Here is an 18,920-nt window from a genome sequence, read left to right as displayed (position 1 = left end):
CGGAGCCGTGAATCACGCGCTGTGGGGGAAATCAATGCATCCTGACCCTAGCGAACCGGCAAGAACCAGCGTCTCGATTCCTTCCCAAAGGGTGACGTCGACGGTTGATACGACTTTGTCGACCCCGCTCGTTTCGAGTGTTTCGATGATGACGTCGCCTGCATTATCCACCAGATATAAGTCGCCGTTTTCGCCACCCTCCATGGTGTCAGCGCCAGAGCCGCCTTCCAGCCGGTCAAAGCCTGCATCGCCCTTCAAGATGTCGTTGCCAGAGCCGCCGATCAACGTGTCATTGCCAGCCCTGCCATTGACAGTGTCATTGCCGCCTCCAGCATCGATTTCGTCGCTCAAAGCAAGGCCAGCGATGCTGTCATGTCCGTTGGACAAGTCGCTGTAGACCAAGCGGTCGATGCCAGTGAAATGTATGTTGTGACCCAGATACCCATCGATCAATCCAGACCAGCCATCGCCGGATTGGGTCAATCCGTGCAAGCTGATCCCGCCCAACCCGAGGCCATTGAGAACGGACAGTGTATCTATTCCGGAGCCGCCATTGACCGTGTCGTCGCCGCCGAGCCAAAGTTTGATCTGATCGTTCCCTGCACCGGACGTCACAGAATCCGATTGCTGGTAGTTGGACCCGCTCAAAAACTGGTGACCGGTTAGGGTGTCGTTGCCCCCTCCGGTACTGAGGCGGAAGGCTTCGAAATTAACGACGCTGCCGCCATTCGGCAAATCCGAAAAGCCATTAAGGTCGATGGTTATCGGTGTGACCGTTTCGCTTTGATCGGCGTACCACAGGTCTATCCCGGCACCCCCGTCCACGGTATCCGCACCAGCGCCAGAATCTATCGTGTCATTGCCTCCGCCGGCGATAAGGCTGTCATTCCCGCGCCCTGTTTGCAGATGGTCAGCGCCTTCGTTGAGATCGAGAAAGCTGAAATGCTCGATTCCGGAATAGGATAGATTGTTTCCGAGATAGCCGTCGAGCATTCCAGAAATACCGTCGGCGGCTTCTTCAAACCCGACCGTGGACACTCCACCGAAAGCCGAGCCGAGTTCGTTGACGACGCTCAACCTGTCATCGCCGCTCCCACCATCGACATAATCTGTTCCGCCCATCCAGAGAGAGATGAAATCGTCGCCACCACCAGCAACAATGCGATCATGCAAGTTGCTTTTTTTGATAGTCGCGCCTTCGTACCCGACCAGCGTGTCATTGCCGTTGCCCGAGGCAAGGTCCATCCGTTCGAAACTCTGGACGCTGCCGCCACCGGGCAGAGCGGATACCGTGTTCAGATCGACGATCAGGCTGGCGGTGTGCGTAGACTGGTCCGCAATCCAGAGGTCCACGCCCTCACCGCCATCGACAGTGTCATCACCGGCCCCGCTGTCGATGGTGTCGTCCGAAGAACCTCCGAACAGGCTGTCATCGCCGTCACCGGTACGGATATTGTCTGATCCAGTGCTGCTACCAAAATAGGTGAAGTGCTCAATGTTGCTGAATTCGATATCGTTCCCGAGATAACCGTCGAACAGCCCGGAATATCCAGAACCATCAGTTTCGAAACCTGAAACCGTTACACCTCCCGCGTTCAGCGAATTGTCAATCACCAATCGGTCTGATCCGCTGCCGCCATTGGCACTGTCGCTCCCGTTCAGCCAGAGGATGATTTCGTCATCACCACCATTGCCGCGAACAGTATCGTTCATCGTGGCGATCATGTGCCCGGTAAACCGATCATTGCCTGATCCACCAGTGACGTCGAAGCCTTCGACGTTGCGCATCGTTCCGGCGCCGACCAGCGAGGTCAAACCGTTCAGGGTGATATCCAGGCCCAGGGTGTCGGCGGACAAGTCGCCTGTCCAATGATCGTCGCCAGCGCTGCCGTCGATCGTGTCTTCACCAGCTCCGCTCAGGATCGTGTCATTGCCGCCACCTGTATTGAGCGAGTCGTTCCCCGCCCCTGTGACGATCCGATCATGCCCGTCGCTTAAGTCTAGGAAAGAGAACCGGTCGATCCCTGTGAAAGAAATATTGTTTCCAAGGTATCCGTCGAACAACCCGGAATAGCCGTTGCTGTCCAGCGCGAAACCGGAAACGGTCGTGCCGCCCTCGGCATTTGAACGGTTGTTGATGACAACCAAGTGATCGTTCCCCGCCCCGCCAGCGACCGTATCATTGCCGCGCAAACGCAGCGTGATCAGGTCGTCGCCGCTCCCCGCATCGACGGCGTCTGAAACGTGAGATGTCTCATGCCCCGTCAGGATGTCGTTGCCGGACCCGGTCTGGAGCCGGAAGCCTTCCACATTTTTTACCGAAGCGGTCCCGAGAAAGGTGGTCGGTCCGTTCAGGTCGATCACGACAGCGTCTGTTTCGACAGATAGGTTCGCGTCCCAACGATCCGTGCCGACGCCGCCGTCGATCGTATCGCGGCCACCTCCGGAAGAGATGGTGTCGTCGCCGATACCTGTGGTCAGGCTGTCATCGCCGGACCCCGTCTGGATATTGTCCCAAGCGCCGCTCTCATCGGTAAACGTGAAATGCTCGATCCCGGAGAAACTAATGTTGTTGCCAAGATAACTGTCGAGCAAACCGGAATAACCGTCCGCTCCAAGCGCGAAGGCGCTTGATTGGGTTCCTCCCAATCCAGTCGGCAGGTCGTTAATTACGATTAGGCGGTCATCGCCGGACCCTGCCGCTACGATGTCGTCACCGCCGACCCATAGGGTCAACAGATCGTCTCCCCCGCCGGAAAACATATGGTCGTACTGGCTTGATGTCTGATGCCCGGTAAGGGTGTCGTTTCCGCCACCAGTGGTCAGGATCATCGACTCGACATTCTGGACAGACCCGGCGCCATGATAGCTAGACGGGCCGTTCAGATTGATATTCACCGGAAGGTCGAGGAAACTCAGATCGGCTTTCCAACGATCGATTCCGTCACCACCATTGACCGTGTCGAAGCCGCTACCGGAATCGATGGTATCGTTGCCGACCCTCGCATCGATACTGTCATTACCAGTCCCGAATTGAATGTAGTCGTTGCCTTCGCTCATATCGGTGAACGAGAAATGTTCGACACCACTAAAAGAAAGGTTGTTTCCGAGATAGCCGTCAAACAGACCGCGATACCCGTCTGTATCCAGCGTCAAGCCAACGACGGAGGTGTCTCCGAAACCAAGGCCGAGCGCGTTTGTTAGGATTAACGTGTCATCACCAGTCCCCATTCGGATATCGTCCGTGTAGGCAATGCGCATAGTGACGATGTCATCGCCGTCGCCGGTCGCGAGTTCGTCGTTGGTGAATGCGTTTTCATGCCCCGTCACCGAGTCGTTGCCGCTGCCCGTTGTCAGGTTCAATCCTTCTACATTCTGAACGACGCCGGCTCCGAGGTAGGTCGAAATTTCGTTGAGGTTGAATGCGAGGTTACTGGTGACATTTGATAACTGGGCGCCCCAGATATCGGTTCCGCTCCCACCATCAACCTGGTCAATACCGCCTCCGCTCAGGATCGTATCGTTCCCGGCGTTGGTCGAAATGATATCATCCCCATCACCGGTAACAATGTAGTCGGTTCCGTGGACGAAGCTGTAGTAAGAAAAATCCTCGAATCCTGAGAAGGACACGTTGTTGTTCAACGGACCATCGAACATGCCAGAATAGCCTGTGCCGACGCTTCCGGCAAAACCGACAACGGACATGCCTTCGTTTGGGATTGTAAAGTTGACGACCAACCGATCTCGACCGCCCGTGCCCGGCAGGATGTCATCCCCGGACACCTCGTCGTAGATGTTGGTAACCGTAGTGGTGGTCATATGACTCTCCTCTGCCATTCGCCCAATTTTGGCAGATAACGCATTCGCATAAATTGATGTGTGTCATGTTTGCATCGATTTCTTCGTGCTGCTGTTGGTGGCCTTTGCAATGAAACCAGCGCCTATCAAGCCTAGGAATGAAAAACCGTGGCGTGGCCCATCCCCTTGGAAATATTTGTAAATTCCCCGCGGCATTTGCCCGTGTTGATCGCTGCTAAGTGGTTGCGTAATATCCCAAATACTGGCGTTCCGAAGGCAGCCTCTTCGTTGTTGGGGCGTAAAGTCATCTATCTCGGTCGGAGCCCGCCTTGCCCTACAGCGTCGAAAAACTGTCCAAGAAAAGCCGGCGGCGCAGCGAGATCCTGTCGATCCTCGCCGATGAGCCGACCACCCGGGTCAAGGCGCTAGCCAGCCGGCTGGAGGTGACGACGGAAACCATCCGCCGCGATCTGGAGGAGCTGGCCGAACAGGGACTCATCAGCCGGACCTATGGCGGGGCGATGCTGCGGGCAGGCAACGAACCTGTCCTGTCGCATCGTGAACGCCAGCTGGTGAGCGAGCGCGAGGCGATTGCCCGCCGCGCCGTGCCGGAACTGGCCGAGGGCAAGACCTTCATGATGGGATCGGGCGCCACCACTGCGACCGTCGCCCGGCGCATGGCCTTCGAGATGCGCAACATCACGGTTATCGCCCACAGCTTTGCCGTGGCGACCGCGCTGGCCCAGAACCCGACGATCCGCATCCTCATGGTGCCCGGTGAATACCATGCAGGGGAGGGGGCCATGCACGGCGCTCAGGCGATCCGGTTCCTGCAGGATTATTCCGCCGATTGGGTGATCCTCGGGGCCTCTGCCCTGTCGCCTGACGGCCCCAGCGACGCGCTGATCGAGGCCGGAGACGTCTATGCGACCATGCTGCGGCAATCCAGCCAGAACCTCGTCGTGGCCGATCACAGCAAGTTCGACCGCATGGCCACGGCCCGTTACGCACGGTGGAGCGATATCGACACGATCATCAGCGACAAGGCCCCCGAGGGGCCGCTCGCCAAGGTGCTGGACCGCAACGAGGTCCGCCTGCTGGTCAGCTGAGCGCGCCCTTGAACGCCTCGACGAATTGCTCGGCCTCTTCGCGTTTCAGGCACAGGGGCGGGCGCACCTTCAGCGTCGCGCCATACCGGCCCGCAGCGCCGATCAGAACGCCGCGGCTGCGCATCCCGTCGATCACCTTCACGGTCAGGTCGGGGTCGGGGCGGCCGGTCTCTTCCTCGGCGAGGTCGACACCGATGAACAGGCCCGCGCCCCGCACATCGGCGACCCGCGCATCGGCACGGGCCACGTCGCGTAGCCCCTCCAGCAGCAGGGCGCCGGTGTCGCGGGCGTTTTCCTGAAGGCCTTCGTCGCGGATCACGTCCAGCACGGCCTTGCCCGCGGCGGCGGCCACCGGGTTGCCGCCGAACGTGTTGAAATAGCCCACATCCGCGCAGAATTGTTCCAGGTGATCGGGCCGCACGGCCATGCCGGCCATCGGGAACCCGTTGCCCATCGGTTTGCCCATCGTGACCATGTCGGGCGTGATGCCGTGGCGGCCAAAGCCCCAGAACGCATCGCCCGTCCGGCCAAAGCCCGGCTGGACCTCATCCGCGATGAACAGCGCGCCGGCCGCACGGATCGCGTCGACCGCCTCTGACAGGAACCCGGGGGGATCGGCGAATATCCCGTCCGAGGAAAAGATCGAATCCGCCATCAACGCGGCCGGGGTGATGCCGCGGCGGGCAAACTCGGCCAGGGCCATCTCGACACTGCGGCGGAAGCCGCCGGCGATGTCTTCGCCGGAATGCTGAACGCTGGGCGGGGGGATGGCGATCACCGTTTCGGGCAGGCTACCGCGCTTCAGCGCCGACGGAGAGGCCTCCGTCACCAGCGCCGTGTTCCCGTGATAGGCGGTTTCGGTCACGATGAACCCGGTGCCGCCCGTCGCGGCCATCGCGACGCGCATTGCAAGGTCGTTCGCCTCGCTGCCGGAGCAGGTCATCACCACGTTGGACAGGCTGTCGGGCATATGGGCCTTCAGGGCCTCGAGGTAGTCGTCGACCACCGACACGATGTAGCGGGTATTGGTGTTCAGCTGCGCGATCTGGCGCGACACGGCCTCGACCACGCGGGGATGGGAATGCCCGACCGAGGGCACGTTGTTGTAGAAATCCAGGTAGCGGGTGCCGTCCTTGGCCGTCATCCAGGCCCCTTCGGCCGACACCATCTCGATCGGTTCGCGGTAGAACAGGACGGACGCCGCGCCAAGGTTGGCCAGCCGCCGTTCAACGGCTTCGGCATCCGTATCGCCGGGGCGGAAGGCGTTCATGTCCAGGATCTGGCGCACCTGGCCCGATGCGGTTGCACGGCTCATGCGCCGCTCTCCAGGTAGGTCCGGGCCAGGGCGATTGTGCCCTCCGTGTAATCGGCCATCCCGGCCTCCTGCGCGGTTTCGGTTTCCGAATGGCTGGCGATCCAGGCGGTCAGCAGCAGGCGGCGGAAGAAGATGAAATCGGGGATCATGCCGATATCTTCGGCGCTCAGCGGGCGCACCTTCTGGTAACCCTCAAGCCAGGCGGCCTGCAGGTCGGGCACGATCGGGTTGAGTTCATGGAAGGAAATCGCGGCGGCGAAATCGTAGATGAACCAGGAGTAGCCGCAATCGTCGAAGTCGATCACCCCCAAGTGGTCGCCGTCCTTCAGCAGGTTGGCAAGTCGCAGATCCGCGTGGATCAGGCCGAAACGGTCTGCGCCCTTGCCGTAGGCGGTCAGGCGGTCTTCCAGCTTGGTCAGGGCCTTGTCCAGCACCGCCTGGCCCTCGGCCGTCAGGCCAAGTGCGGCGCGCCAATCCCCCCATAGTGGCTCGGGCCCGAAGGCGCTGTCGAAATCCCAGGTCTTGCGGGTGAAGCCTTCGGGCTTGTCCCAGCCCTCCACATGCCGGTGCAGGCGGGCCGAGATCTCGCCCAGCAGGGCAAAGCCCGGCACCAGCGCGGCATCGGCGTCGGGTTCTTCTCCGGTCATGAATTCGAAGGCCACGACATGGCGGGTATCGGCGCCATCCTCGAAGGATGTCAGGTAGCTGCCTTCGCGCGTCGCAATCAGCGCGGGGGTGTCGACGGCGCCCGATAGCCGCAGCGCAGAAATCCAGGCCAGTTCCGACTCGATTTCTGTGGGTTTGTGGTAGTTTGGTCTGTGAACTCGCAGAATTACCGGGTTCTCGCGATCCGGGTCACGGGCGATGAATGTCGCGTTCTCGGACACGGTCAGCAATTTCAGGTCAGTTTTTTTCGATAAATTCCAGTAAGGTAGGAGCGTATTGAGCCCAGCCTGCAGCCGTTCGATGAAATCTTCCTGGTAGAGCACGGCTAAATTTTCCTCACTGCAACGTCACTTTCCTGCTCAGTAAAACAAAAAATCTGCGACTTGCAACATTTCTCTTGCAAGCGCAGAAATCTTTTGGAACCGTTGACCTCAAGGCGACCATTTCGAGCCGCCAAGCATGACAAGATAGCCGGTTCTGCAGCCTTGCCTGCGGGGCCTTCCTGAAGGCGCGGGGCCTGTTCCCGTGCGTCCGACAGATATGGAGCCAACCATGAAACTATCCCGCCGGTCCTTCACCGCAGGTCTGGGTGCCGCAGGCGCCGCCTCCCTGCTCAAGCCGTCCATGTCGCTGGCCGCACGGCCTGACGAGCTGAACATCCTGTGCTGGGAGGGCTACAATACCGATGACGTGCTGGGCCCGTTCCGCGATCTGAACCCCGGCGCCACCGTGCGCGCGGAATCCGGCACCTCCGACCCCGACATGATCAACAAGCTGCGCGCGGGCGAGGTGAATGTCTGGGACCTCATCAACCTCAACCAGCCCTGGGCGCGCGGTCAGCTGTACCCCGCCGGCCTGATCAAGCCGCTCGACAAGGAGCGCTTCATGCCCTTCTTCGAGAAGATGACCCCGGAATACGGCAACCCGCCCTATCCGCTGGCCTTCGCCGAGGATGAAGAGCTGATCGGCATGCCGCAGCGCTACGGCCCGTTCTCCTTCGTGGTGAACACCGACAAGATCAGCCGCGAAATGGCCGAGGACATGGGCTGGAAACTGTTCCTGGAGCCGGACATGGCGGATCGCTTCGGCATCCTGACCTATGACAACTGGAACATCATGCACATGTGCCTGACCGCGGACCTGAACCCGTTCGAGTCCCTGGACGAGGCCGGCTTTACCGCGTTCGAGGACACCGCGGCCAAGATCTTTGCCGGGGCCAAGCTGATGTCGGACGACCTCGTGGCGATGAACACCGCGCTGATCAACGGCGAGATCGACGCCTATTTCACCGGCGGCACCTATACCGCATCGCCCGCGCGCCTGGACGGCATGACCCAGATCCGTGGCATCACGCCGAAATCCGGGCCGATCGACGGCAAGGGCGGCGTCGTCTGGGCCGAGCTGACCTCGCTGGTCAACAACCCCGATCCCAGCCCGCTGGCCGCCGACTTCCTGGAATTCGTGCAGAAGCCCGAGATCGCCAAGGCCGTGGGCTTTGCCGAAGGCACCTACAACCCGGTCGCGCAGATGGGCGATCCGGACGTCTTCGCCATGTGGGACAGCGATGAACTGGACGCGATCCAGTGGGACTCGCTGGAAGAGGAAAGCGCCAATTCGGTCGAATACGACGAGGTCGCGGATTACGACAAGCTGATGGAAATCTACACCGTCCTGCGCCGCGGCTGATCCCTTGCGGCCGCCTGTTTCCCCTCGGGCGGCCGCGCTTTTACCTGATCGACGGACCCAATGACCGCCAAGACCCCCATTCTGCGCATCAATGCGCTGACCAAGACCTTCGAAAATTTCACCGCGCTCCACGGCATCGACCTGAACGTCGACGACGGGGAGTTTCTGGCCATTGTCGGCCCCTCCGGCTCTGGCAAGACGACGCTGATCCGTATTCTCGTGGGCATGGACGAGCCCACCGACGGGTCCGTCTGGCTGCGCGACAAACGGATCGACGTGGTGCCCGCGAACAAGCGGCCGACCTGCATGGTGTTCCAGTCGCTGGCCCTGTTCCCGCATCGCACCGTCGGCCAGAATATCGAATTCCCGCTGAAGCTGCGGGGTGTTGCCCCCGCCAAGCGCAAGGAGCGCGCGCTCGAGCTGCTCGACACCCTGCGCCTGCCGCGGGACTATTATTCCAAGCGCATCCAGCAATGCTCAGGCGGTGAGAAACAGCGCGTCGCCCTGGCCCGCGCCCTGGCCTTCGACCCCGAGATCCTGTTCTTCGACGAACCGCTATCCGCCCTGGATTACCGGCTGCGCAAGACGCTGGAAAAAGAGCTGAAGGACCTGCACCGCCGCACCGGCAAGACCTTCATCTACATCACCCATTCGCTGGAAGAGGCGATGGTCATGTCCGACCGCATCGCAATCATGAAGGCCGGGCATTTCGAACAGATCGCCCCGGCGGAGGAGATCTACGCCCGGCCAAAATCCCGCTTCGTCGCCGAGTTCATGGGCGAGGTGAACTTCTTCGATCTCGTGAACGGCACGGCCAGCGATGTCACCATGTCCGACAGCGCCGGCGCCAGCCTGGCCGGGCAGACGGGCACGTTGACCATCCGCCCCGAAAGCCTGCGCCGCCTCGGCGAGGGCGACAGCGCCGACCTGTCCTTCGAAGGCGTGGTCGAGGCCGAATACCTTCTCGGCTCCCGCGTGCAGTACCGGATCACCCTGGCATCGGGCCGCGAAATGGGGGTCGAGGTGCTGCGCGAAAACGCCGTGCCCGGTGGGGTGGGCGCCAGCCTGACGGTTGGCTGCGACCTGAAGGCCGCGCACCTGATTGCCGATGCCCAAAGCACGGAGGACACCCCGAATGCAGCGGCGTGAGCGCAATCTCGGGCTGCTTTATTCGGCCCCGCTGACGATCTTCCTGTTCCTCGCATTCCTCGCCCCGATCTGCCTGGTCGCGGCGTTTTCGGCGATGCCGGAAAAGGTGTTCAGCCTGACCCAGATGCCCGATTTCTCGGCCTACCGCACGGTGCTGGAGCAGGGCTACTGGAAATCCGTGGCCTGGTCTCTCTTCATGGCGTTCGTCGCCACGCTGATCCTGCTGGTGATCTGCTGGCCGTTGGCCTTCGGCATGGCAAAGGTCTTCAAACGGTTCACCCTGGTCCTGACGATCGGCGTGGTCATGACGCTGTTTGTCTCTGAAAACATTCGCCTTTTCGGCTGGGTCCTGACCCTGATGAAGGGCGGGTTGATCGAGGGCTACTGGCGACACTGGACCGGCGTCGGGTTCGACGCGCCGCTCTATAACGGGCCGATCATCGTTTTCGGCCTGGTCTATGTCTACCTGCCCTTCATGCTGTTCCCGCTGGCGCAGGGCATCGCCATGGTGCCCGATGATGCGCGTCAGTCGGCCTATGACCTGGGCGCCACGCGCTGGCAGATCCTGAAGGAGATCGACCTGCCGCTGGCCATGCCCGGGATCATGGTCGGCTCGCTTCTGACCTTCGTTCTGGCCGCCGGCGCCATGGCTGAATCCAAGCTGCTGGGCGGACGCGCGATCATCACCATCGCCGACGAGGTGCAGACCGCCTTCACCTACGGGCAGAACTGGCCGCTGGGATCGGCGCTGGCCATGGTCCTGATCGCGATCATCGGAACGGTGGCGATCTGGGCGATTTCCAAGGCCGACCTCGACAAGATGATGGGGCGCAAGGCATGAAGACGACGCGGTTCAGATCCGGCCTGCTGGTCGCCTACGGCGTGTTGATCCTGGCCTTCCTCTACCTGCCGCTGGTGTCGGTCGGGCTCGCCTCGATCTCGAAGGCGCGCTACCTGTCCTTCCCGATCCGCCGCTACGCCTATGGCTGGTACGAAGAGGCCGTGACCTCGGACACGGTGCGCGACCTGCTGATCATCTCGCTGAAAGTGGCGGGGCTGGTGACCATCCTGTCCATGGTGATCGGGTTCTTCGGCGCGCTGGCCTTCGCGCGCTACAGCTGGCGGTTCCGCAAGACATATCAAAAGCTTATTCTGCTGCCGATCTTCTTTCCGCAGACCGTTCTGGGGCTGGCGCTGCTGATGTGGTTCAACGCGCTGGACATCGTGCCCAGCTGGAAGACAGCCATCGTCGCGCACCTTGTCTGGATCGCCCCGATCGCCACGCTGATCGTGTCGATCCGCGCCTTTTCCTTCGACGCCGCACTCGAGGAAGCGGCCCGCGACATGGGGGCCAGCCAATGGCAGACCCTGCGCGAGGTGACGATCCCGCTCTTGATGCCGGGGGTGACCTCGGCCGGGCTTTTCGCCTTCCTCCTCAGCTGGGGGAACTTCCCGCTGTCGCTTTTCACCACGGGGGCGGACAGCACGCTGCCCGAATGGCTCTTTGCCAAGATGGTGTCGGGCTATTCGCCGCTGGTGCCGACCGTGGGGATGCTGACCGTTCTGACCTCTGCCGTGCTGGTTCTCGGCGCACTACTGCTTGCGTGGGCGATCCGGCGCCTGCGTCCAACCGATTGATTTTACGAAAGGGATCGACATGCTGACCTCAATCGCAGGAAAATCCACCATCGTCACCGGCGGCTCCAAGGGCATCGGCAAGGGCATTGCCAAGGTCTTTGCCGCGCAGGGCGCCAGGATCATGATCGCGGCCCGCGGCGAAGAGGCCGCGAAGGCCGCCGTGGCCGAGATCGAAAGCGCCGGGGGCACCGCCGCCTATCACCTGTGCGACGTCGCCGACTGGGACGGGGTGCAGGGCCTGATCAAGGCGACCAAGGACACCTATGGCAGCGTCGACATCCTGTGCGCCAACGCCGGAATATTCCCCCAGATCAAGATGGTGGACATGAGCCCCGAGGATTGGGACGGCGTCATGTCGACCAACCTGAAATCCACCTTCCTCTGCGTGAAGGCCTGCATCCCCGAGTTCGAGGCGCAGGGCAAGGGCCGGGTCGTGGTGACCTCCTCGATCACCGGGCCGGTGACGGGGTTCCCCGGCTGGTCCCATTACGGCGCGTCCAAGGCGGGGCAGTTGGGCTTCCTCAAGACCGCGGCCATGGAATTGTCGAAGTACAACACGACGATCAACGCGGTGATGCCCGGCAATATCTACACCGAAGGCCTGCAGGACCTGGGCGAGGATTACCTGGCCACCATGGCGAACTCGATCCCGCTGAAACGCCTGGGCGCGGTGGAGGATATCGGCAATGCCGCGCTCTTCTTCGCATCCGACGAGGCGGCCTATATCACCGGTCAGCAGATCGTCGTGGATGGCGGTCAGATCCTGCCCGAAAGCCTTGAAGCGCTTGAGGAAATTTGACCATGGGGTGGAAGACGGACTGGCGCTCCTTCTACTACGAAACCGCGGAGGAGCCCGAGGATATCAGTCTTGATCCCGGGCGCACGGCTCTGCTCGTCATTGACATCCAGAACACCTATCTCGAGGTGCCCGACGACCCGGCGGAGGCCGCCCGCTGGCAGCCTTTCTTCGACCGGATGAACGACACGGTCATCCCCAATACGCGGGCCTTGCAGGATTGGGCGCGGGGGCAGGGGATCGAGGTCATCCATGCCCGCATCGCCTGCCTGAAAGAGGACGGGCGGGACCGGTCCCTTTCGCAAAAGAAGCCCGGTTTCAACTACTTGCTGCTGCCGAAGGATCGCGAGGACAGCCAGATCGTCGATGCGGTCGGCCCGATGGATGACGAGATCGTGGTGACCAAGACCACCGATTCCGCCCTGACGGGGACCAACCTGCGGATGGTGCTGCACAATATGGGGATCGAGCGGGTCATCTGCGCCGGTATCTTCACCGACCAATGCGTGTCCTCGACCGTGCGGAGCCTGGCGGACGAGAGCTTCGACGTGCTCGTCATCGAGGATTGCTGCGCTGCTGCGACGCAGGAATTGCATGAGCACGAGTTGCGGGTCATCAACATGATCTATTGTCATGTGATGAGCGCGGACGAGGTTAAATCTCTTTGATTTCAATTGGCTAAAGAAATCTTGGCGGGTGTCCTTAACGCGGCGCGCGCAACGTCGGTATTGCGTCGGTATCACATCGGTATCGCGTCGGTGCGCCTGTCAGCGCTCTGAGGTCCGCGAAAAATTCGCCGTCATGAGACATTGTGCGACCAGCCGAAACGATTCGGCTTGGATATACCTATTTAACGTCCCTGCGGGTCAGTCCTGCTACGGTGATGCTGCTTGGCGTCAAGCGGCGGCATCGGCGCGGCGCGAGAGGTTAAGAAAATTACTTAACATCAACAAAGGTTTAACTGGTTTTACCTGCGCGAGCGGCGACGGATGGCTTTGTCGGATCGGGCGAATTGCGTAGGCTTCGCGCGGCTAAAGCCCAAATTTCCGGTCAGTGATCATTTCCAAGTCCCGGTTCTTACAAGATTATTATTAGCAGGAGCGCCCCCCATGGCCTTTTCTTTCAGCGCGATACCCGGTTCAGATCTGTCTTTCGGTTCGTCCCTTTCCCTGGGCGAAAGCTTTGTCATTCCGGGCGGGGACCGGGCCGAGATCAAGGTGAAAGACAACGACGATTACCTGTCCGGCGACAAGTGGTGGGCCAACGGCATCTCTGCCGACCGGTCGCAGCAGCGGGCGGAGATCGGCGACGGCTCGGGCGGGTCGCACTCCGTGGGCCGGGTGATGATCGAACGGGTCCATATCGTCGAGGACGCGGCGGGCAACCAGTACACCCTGTTGCAGATCGACGTGGAGCGCCGCTTCGGGCCCGACAGCCACGACTTCTACACCTTCTCGGGGCCGGTGCCGCCGGAGGGGGCGCAGCTGACGGTGGTCGACCAGTTCAACGCCGGCACTTCCGACTACGCCTATGCCGACCTGAGCGCCGATACGCCCGAGCCCAGCCCCGTCGCCGTGGATGACAACGTGGCCACGGACGAAGACAACGCGATCAGCGGCAACGTACTGGACAATGACCAGTATGCCAGCACGGCCTTCGTGTCCTCCGTGGCTGGCGGTGCTGTCGGGACGCCGGTCAGCGTGACCTCGACCGATGGCCGGACCGGGACGCTGACGGTGATGGCCGATGGCAGCTTTACCTTCGATCCCGATGGCGGGTTCGAGGACATGAAGGACGGCGAGACCGATACGGTCGCGGTCGACGTGACGATTGCCCGCGAAATCCAGGTGACGGAGCTTCAGACCCGTACCGTCGATTTCGAGGGGCTGTCGGCGGGCGACGTGGTGTCCGGCCAGATCGCGGGCATGACCATTTCCGGGGACGAAAACGGCGGCTGGCCGTGGTGGGACCGCGACAATGACGCGATGGTCTTTGATGCCGACAACCCGACCGGGGGCGACGATGACCTGGGCGTGGCCGGGCAGGGCAACATGCTGATCGTGTCCGAGGACAATGACAGCAGCGATCCCGACGCGGCCCGCAAGGGCGGCACGCTGACCTTCGATTTCGATGCCCCGACGCGCGTCGAAAGCCTGACTTTCATCGACATCGATAAGGGCGCTTGGATCAAGGCCTATGACGATCGCGGCAAGCTCATCGACCTGATCCAGACCGGACGGACTGGCGACGGAGAGGTCAAGATCGTCGATATCGATCTGGACGGGGTGTCCAAGCTGGAGGTCCGGATCAAGGGCTCCGGTGCCGTCGACGACCTGGTGCTGACCGAAGAGGTCGAGGTGACCAAACTTGAGACCTCGACCGCGACGCTGAGCGTTGCAGTGGCGGGCGCGCAGGATGTGGCCACGATCAGCGGCCCCGCGGAGATTGTCGTGAAGGAAGACGTGCTGGAGATGGCGTCGCAGTACTACACCGTCGTCGACCCGGATGCGGGCGAGGCCGGGCTGCAGCCGGGATCGGTGGCGGGGACCCATGGGCTCTTCACAATCACGCCCTCGGGCAATGTCTATTATGAATTGTACAACGTGCTGCCTGAAATCCAGGGCCTCGCCGAAGGCGAAGAGGTGACCGACGAGCTCGTCCTGACCTCGATCGACGGCAGCGCCACGTATACGGTCACAGGCCGTGTTCTGGGCACCAACGACGCGCCGCAGATCCGTCTTGAGGCGGGGGATCGTGACAGCGCCACCCTGACCGAAACCGATGAGGGGCTGGCCGTGCAGGCGGCGCTGACCTTCTACGACATCGACACCAAGGATGTCGTGACCGCCAGTGTCGTCGGGCTGACCGCGACGGGCACGGTGCCGCCGCTGCCCCCGCAGAGCGAGCTGCTGTCGATGCTGACGATCCAGGCCGATCCGGTTCTGGCCGGCTACGAGACCGAAGCGCGCCGGGCCTGGCTGTTCGACAGCGGCGACGAGGCCTTTGACGATCTGAACGAGGGCGAGACGCTGACCCTGACCTACCGGGTCGAGGTGTTCGATGGCTATGCGACGGCCACCCAGGACATCACGATCAATATCAACGGCACGAACGACAACACGCCGCCAGTGGCCACGATCGACTCGTTCTCGATGGTCGAGGACACGTACCGGACCTTTGACTTGGCGGCGAATGATGTCGACTTCGAGGGGGATACCCTGCAAATCGCCAGCATCAACGGGCAGGCCGTGAACCTGTATGACAGCGTTGTCCTGAGCAGCGGTGCGACGATAGAGGTGCGTTCGAATGGTCTGGTCGAGTATAATCCTGCGACAGACTGGAACGGCTCTGACAGCTTTACCTACACTGTCACCGACGGCGAGTTCGAATCCAATCCCAGTACGGTTTCCGTCTATGTCGAGCCGCGGTCCGATGCGGCGGAGCTGGTCGGCGACTTCACCGGGTCGGTGAAGGAAGACACGACCACGTCCTTCACCCGTCAGATCCAGGTCATCGACCCGGATGCCGGTGAGGACAAAATGTGGGCCGAAACGTTACTGTCGGATAATGGCCTGGGCCAGGTCACAGTCAGCGAAGACGGCACCGTAACCTATTCCCTGATGAGCCAGCTGGTTCAATCCCTGGGCGAGGGTGATACAAGGCAAGACAGCTTCAAAGTCAGATCTTTCGACGGACGTGCGATCGAGACATTCAGCGTCACCATCGAGGGCACGAACGATGCCGCCGAGGTGCAAGGCGACACTTCTGCTTCGATCGTGGCAGCACCGGTCACGTCGGTTTTGACCGGCAAGCTTGCGGTCACTGATGTCGACCAGGGCGAAGACTATTTCCTGACCAATGTGATCGTGCAGCCCAGCTACGGGACCTTCGCGATCGACGCGAGCGGCAACTGGTCCTTCAAGCTTGACGACACTGCCGCGTTCATCCGGGAAATGACCGCGCCGAGCCAGGGCGGGTCCGGGATTTCCCTCTTCTCCACCGGGGCCGAAGTCTCGACCGCGGACGGGACCCGCGCGCTGGTCAATTTCGTGATCCAGGGCTTTGACGATCCGGCGGTGATCGTTCCCGGCTGGACTGGTGCGCAACAGGTGGTCGAGGCCGGTGAGACGGGGCCGGGCGTGCCGGTCGTCAGCGGGTTTGTTGACGTGATCGACCCCGACAGCGCCGTTGTTCTGCCGACGATGTCATCGACGGCAACCTACGGCACGATGACCTTCAACCCGGTGTCGTCCGACCGCATTTCCTTCGAATACACGCTGGACAATAGCAGCCCGGCGACACAGGCGCTGAACGAGGGCGACACGGCCGTCGAAACGGTCACGGCAACCTTTGCCGATGGCCGGGTGCAGACCTTCCTTGTCGAGATTCTGGGCAAGAACGATGCCGGGCAAGTGAATGTGGCGCTCAACGGGGCGACCCCCAGCTTGGTCGAGGACGGGCTGACCTACGTTGCCCCCCCGACCGCCACGATTTCCGTCGCGGATGTCGACGCCAACGAGGCCTTCCTGGACGAGCCTGTCGTCGACAGCGAGGGCGGCTACGCGGTCTTCGAATGGGTCGCGCCGGATAACTGGACCATAGACCTCGACGACTCCGCCGTTCAGGACCTCTCGCTCAACGAAGTGGTGTGGGACAAGTTCGTCCTGCATTCGCAGGATGGCAGCGGCAGCGCCGAGCTCGATTTCCGCATCCTGGGCACGAATGACGCTCCCGTCGTGGTGACGTCGGCCTCCACCCTGACCGGACAGGTGCAGGAGGCGGGCGTGGGCGAACCGGGCCAGCCCGATGCCTCGGGCCAGGTCGTGGCCGAGGACGTGGATCGCCTGGATACGCTGACCTATTCCGGCGACGCGCTGACAACCTATGGCCAATTCACCGTGGATGCCGTGACCGGGGAGTGGGACTTCGTGCTCAACGATGCCTCGCCCATAGTGCAATCGCTGCAGGTCGGGGAGACCCGCGATATCGACTTCACCGTCGCGATCAATGACGGACAGGGGCAGTCGAACAGCGTCATCACCGAAACTGTGACGGTCACGATCCACGGGGCCAATGACGGTCCGGTCGGCGGTTCCGCCATGTTTGGCACCGAATACGTGACCACGCTCAACGGTCAGGTGCCGGGCACCGATCCGGAAATGGACCCGCTGACCTATTCCGTCCTGCCGGGCTTCGGGGTCGAGAACGGCACGCTTGTGCTGAACGCCGATGGCAGCTTCGACTACACCCCCAATGCCGATTTCACCGGGACGGAGACCTTCGCGATCCAGATCACCGACGACCAGGGCGAAACCGCGGTCTCGACCGTGTCGGTCGATGTGGGGCCGAACACCGATGTTCTTGTCGGGGACAGCAAGGGTGGTGAGGCCGAGGTGACCAATACCGGCCAGGTCACGGTCGACCTGTCCTCCGCCGGCGGAGCCGAGGCGGTGAACGTGATGTTCATGCTCGACAGTTCCGGCAGCGTCGGAAGCTCCGGGTGGGATATCCAGAAACAGGCCGTGGTGGACACGGTCCTCAACCTGGCCGGACAATTCTCCGGCTCGCAGACCGACCTGCAATTCTCGATCATCAGCTTTTCCAGCCAGGTCGAGCTGGAATTGCGCTTTCCGAACGGGACCAATCCCAGCACGGTTGCTGCGGTGGTTGCGGGGCTGCCATTCCAGAGCGGCGTGACACGGACCGGCGATGCCGTCCGGGTCGCGTACGGGGAATTCAGCCTGTTCTCAGAGCCCGGGGATGTGAACTATGCCTATCTCATCACCGACGGCATTCCCTATGCCGGCGGCGCTGGCGGCACGGCGCAGCAGGAAGACCTGCTGACGCAGTACGGGTCCTTGCTCAAAGGGCTGGCCACGGTCGAGGCCTTCGGTGTCGGGACCCAGTTTGCGCCCAACACGCCCAACATCATCTCGCAAACGGTGGACAGCGACGGGATCATGCCGGCCCTGACCGGGTTCTCCGACCTGGCCGATGCGTTGCAGGCCTCGCCGCTTTTTGCCATCGACATCGCCTCGGCGTCTGTGTCGCTCAGCGTGGACGGGGTCGATCTGGGTGAGGTGGCCGACGAAACCGCGTTCTCCGGCGACCAGAACACACAGGTTCTGGACCTCGCGGCGATCACCGATCTGGCGGAAAAGCTCGGTGAGGCGAACACCTTCACCGTCACCACGACGCTCGATTACGACGGCAACCTGGCGACCACCGCCGATCAGCGCGACATCGTCACCGTGGAAACCTTGGGTCGGGCTCCGGTCGCTGTGAACGGCGTGGGCACGGATGGCGCGGACCTGATCTTCGGGTCGAACGAGGATGACACGCTGGCGGGCGGTGACGGCGACGACATCATCATGTCCTTCGCCGGCAACGACCAGGTGCAGGGCGATGCGGGGGCCGATACCTTCGTCTTCACCTCCACCACTGTCGAGGTCGATATCCTCGACTACGAGGCCGGGATCGACCAGATCCTTCTGCAGGACAACATGAGCGTGGCCGAGGTGAACGAAATCGATATCGGCGCTGACGGGGTGATCGACGCGATGGAACTGGTCCTGTCGAACGGTGGCCGCGTGGTCCTGGCGGGGCAGACGGACTTCCTGGACCCGGTGCTGACTGTCGCCTGATCCGCAACAGGTTTGATGGCAATGGCGGCGCCCTCGCGATGCGGGGGCGCCGTTGCCTTGGCAGGAAGGGCGGAGGGCGGTTTGCTCCGCGGTCTCTCTGGTCTCGCCCCACGGTCCGC

General features: G+C 62.0%; 11 protein-coding genes. 8 read left to right on the top strand and 3 right to left on the bottom strand.

Annotated elements, in window-relative coordinates; translation table 11 throughout:
* Nucleotides 1–12: 12 nt before the first annotated feature.
* Nucleotides 13–3,819, bottom strand: a complete 3,807-nt coding sequence (locus ATO9_RS13430; protein ID WP_043749687.1) for a beta strand repeat-containing protein — start codon at nucleotides 3,817–3,819, stop codon at nucleotides 13–15.
* Nucleotides 3,820–4,127: 308 nt separating this feature from the next.
* Here ATO9_RS13430 and ATO9_RS13425 point away from each other — a divergent pair, with 308 nt between their 5' ends.
* Nucleotides 4,128–4,907: a DeoR/GlpR family DNA-binding transcription regulator gene (locus ATO9_RS13425; protein ID WP_238318753.1), complete on the top strand. Its 780-nt coding sequence runs from the start codon at nucleotides 4,128–4,130 to the stop codon at nucleotides 4,905–4,907.
* Here the strand turns inward: ATO9_RS13425 and ATO9_RS13420 are convergent.
* Both ATO9_RS13420 and ATO9_RS13415 read right to left on the bottom strand, forming a co-directional pair.
* The gene (locus tag ATO9_RS13420) at nucleotides 4,900–6,222 is read right to left on the bottom strand and encodes an aspartate aminotransferase family protein (protein ID WP_043749684.1); all 1,323 of its coding nucleotides are present in this window, start codon (nucleotides 6,220–6,222) and stop codon (nucleotides 4,900–4,902) included. The two genes, ATO9_RS13425 and ATO9_RS13420, sit on opposite strands and share 8 nt — an antisense overlap.
* The gene (locus ATO9_RS13415; protein WP_238318751.1) at nucleotides 6,219–7,211 is read right to left on the bottom strand and encodes a phosphotransferase enzyme family protein; all 993 of its coding nucleotides are present in this window, start codon (nucleotides 7,209–7,211) and stop codon (nucleotides 6,219–6,221) included. Before ATO9_RS13415 ends, ATO9_RS13420 begins: the two co-directional genes overlap by 4 nt.
* Before the next feature lie 229 nt (nucleotides 7,212–7,440).
* Between ATO9_RS13415 and ATO9_RS13410 the strand changes: the two genes are divergently transcribed.
* From ATO9_RS13410 to ATO9_RS13380, 7 genes are all read left to right on the top strand, one after another.
* Nucleotides 7,441–8,574 carry an ABC transporter substrate-binding protein gene (locus ATO9_RS13410; protein ID WP_043749682.1) on the top strand — a complete coding sequence of 378 codons (1,134 nt, stop codon included), beginning with the start codon at nucleotides 7,441–7,443 and terminating at the stop codon, nucleotides 8,572–8,574.
* 60 nt (nucleotides 8,575–8,634) lie between these two features.
* The gene (locus ATO9_RS13405) at nucleotides 8,635–9,723 is read left to right on the top strand and encodes an ABC transporter ATP-binding protein (RefSeq protein WP_052418307.1); all 1,089 of its coding nucleotides are present in this window, start codon (nucleotides 8,635–8,637) and stop codon (nucleotides 9,721–9,723) included.
* Nucleotides 9,710–10,564 carry an ABC transporter permease gene (locus ATO9_RS13400; protein ID WP_043749679.1) on the top strand — a complete coding sequence of 285 codons (855 nt, stop codon included), beginning with the start codon at nucleotides 9,710–9,712 and terminating at the stop codon, nucleotides 10,562–10,564. Before ATO9_RS13405 ends, ATO9_RS13400 begins: the two co-directional genes overlap by 14 nt.
* Nucleotides 10,561–11,361, top strand: a complete 801-nt coding sequence (locus ATO9_RS13395; protein ID WP_043749677.1) for an ABC transporter permease — start codon at nucleotides 10,561–10,563, stop codon at nucleotides 11,359–11,361. Before ATO9_RS13400 ends, ATO9_RS13395 begins: the two co-directional genes overlap by 4 nt.
* 19 nt (nucleotides 11,362–11,380) lie before the next feature.
* A complete protein-coding gene (fabG, locus tag ATO9_RS13390) occupies nucleotides 11,381–12,160 on the top strand; it encodes a 3-oxoacyl-ACP reductase FabG (protein ID WP_043749674.1) in 780 nt (259 codons plus the stop codon).
* 2 nt (nucleotides 12,161–12,162) lie between these two features.
* Entirely contained in the window at nucleotides 12,163–12,825 is a 663-nt protein-coding gene (locus tag ATO9_RS13385; RefSeq protein WP_043749671.1) for a cysteine hydrolase family protein, read from the top strand.
* A 441-nt stretch (nucleotides 12,826–13,266) separates the two neighbouring features.
* Nucleotides 13,267–18,801 carry a VCBS domain-containing protein gene (locus ATO9_RS13380; RefSeq protein WP_043749668.1) on the top strand — a complete coding sequence of 1,845 codons (5,535 nt, stop codon included), beginning with the start codon at nucleotides 13,267–13,269 and terminating at the stop codon, nucleotides 18,799–18,801.
* The last annotated feature ends 119 nt before the right edge of the window (nucleotides 18,802–18,920 follow it).

Source organism: Pseudooceanicola atlanticus, assembly GCF_000768315.1.
Taxonomy (GTDB): Bacteria; Pseudomonadota; Alphaproteobacteria; order Rhodobacterales; family Rhodobacteraceae; genus Pseudooceanicola; species Pseudooceanicola atlanticus.
Note: the sequence above shows the minus strand (reverse complement) of the source record. Positions and strands in the feature narration are given on the sequence as shown.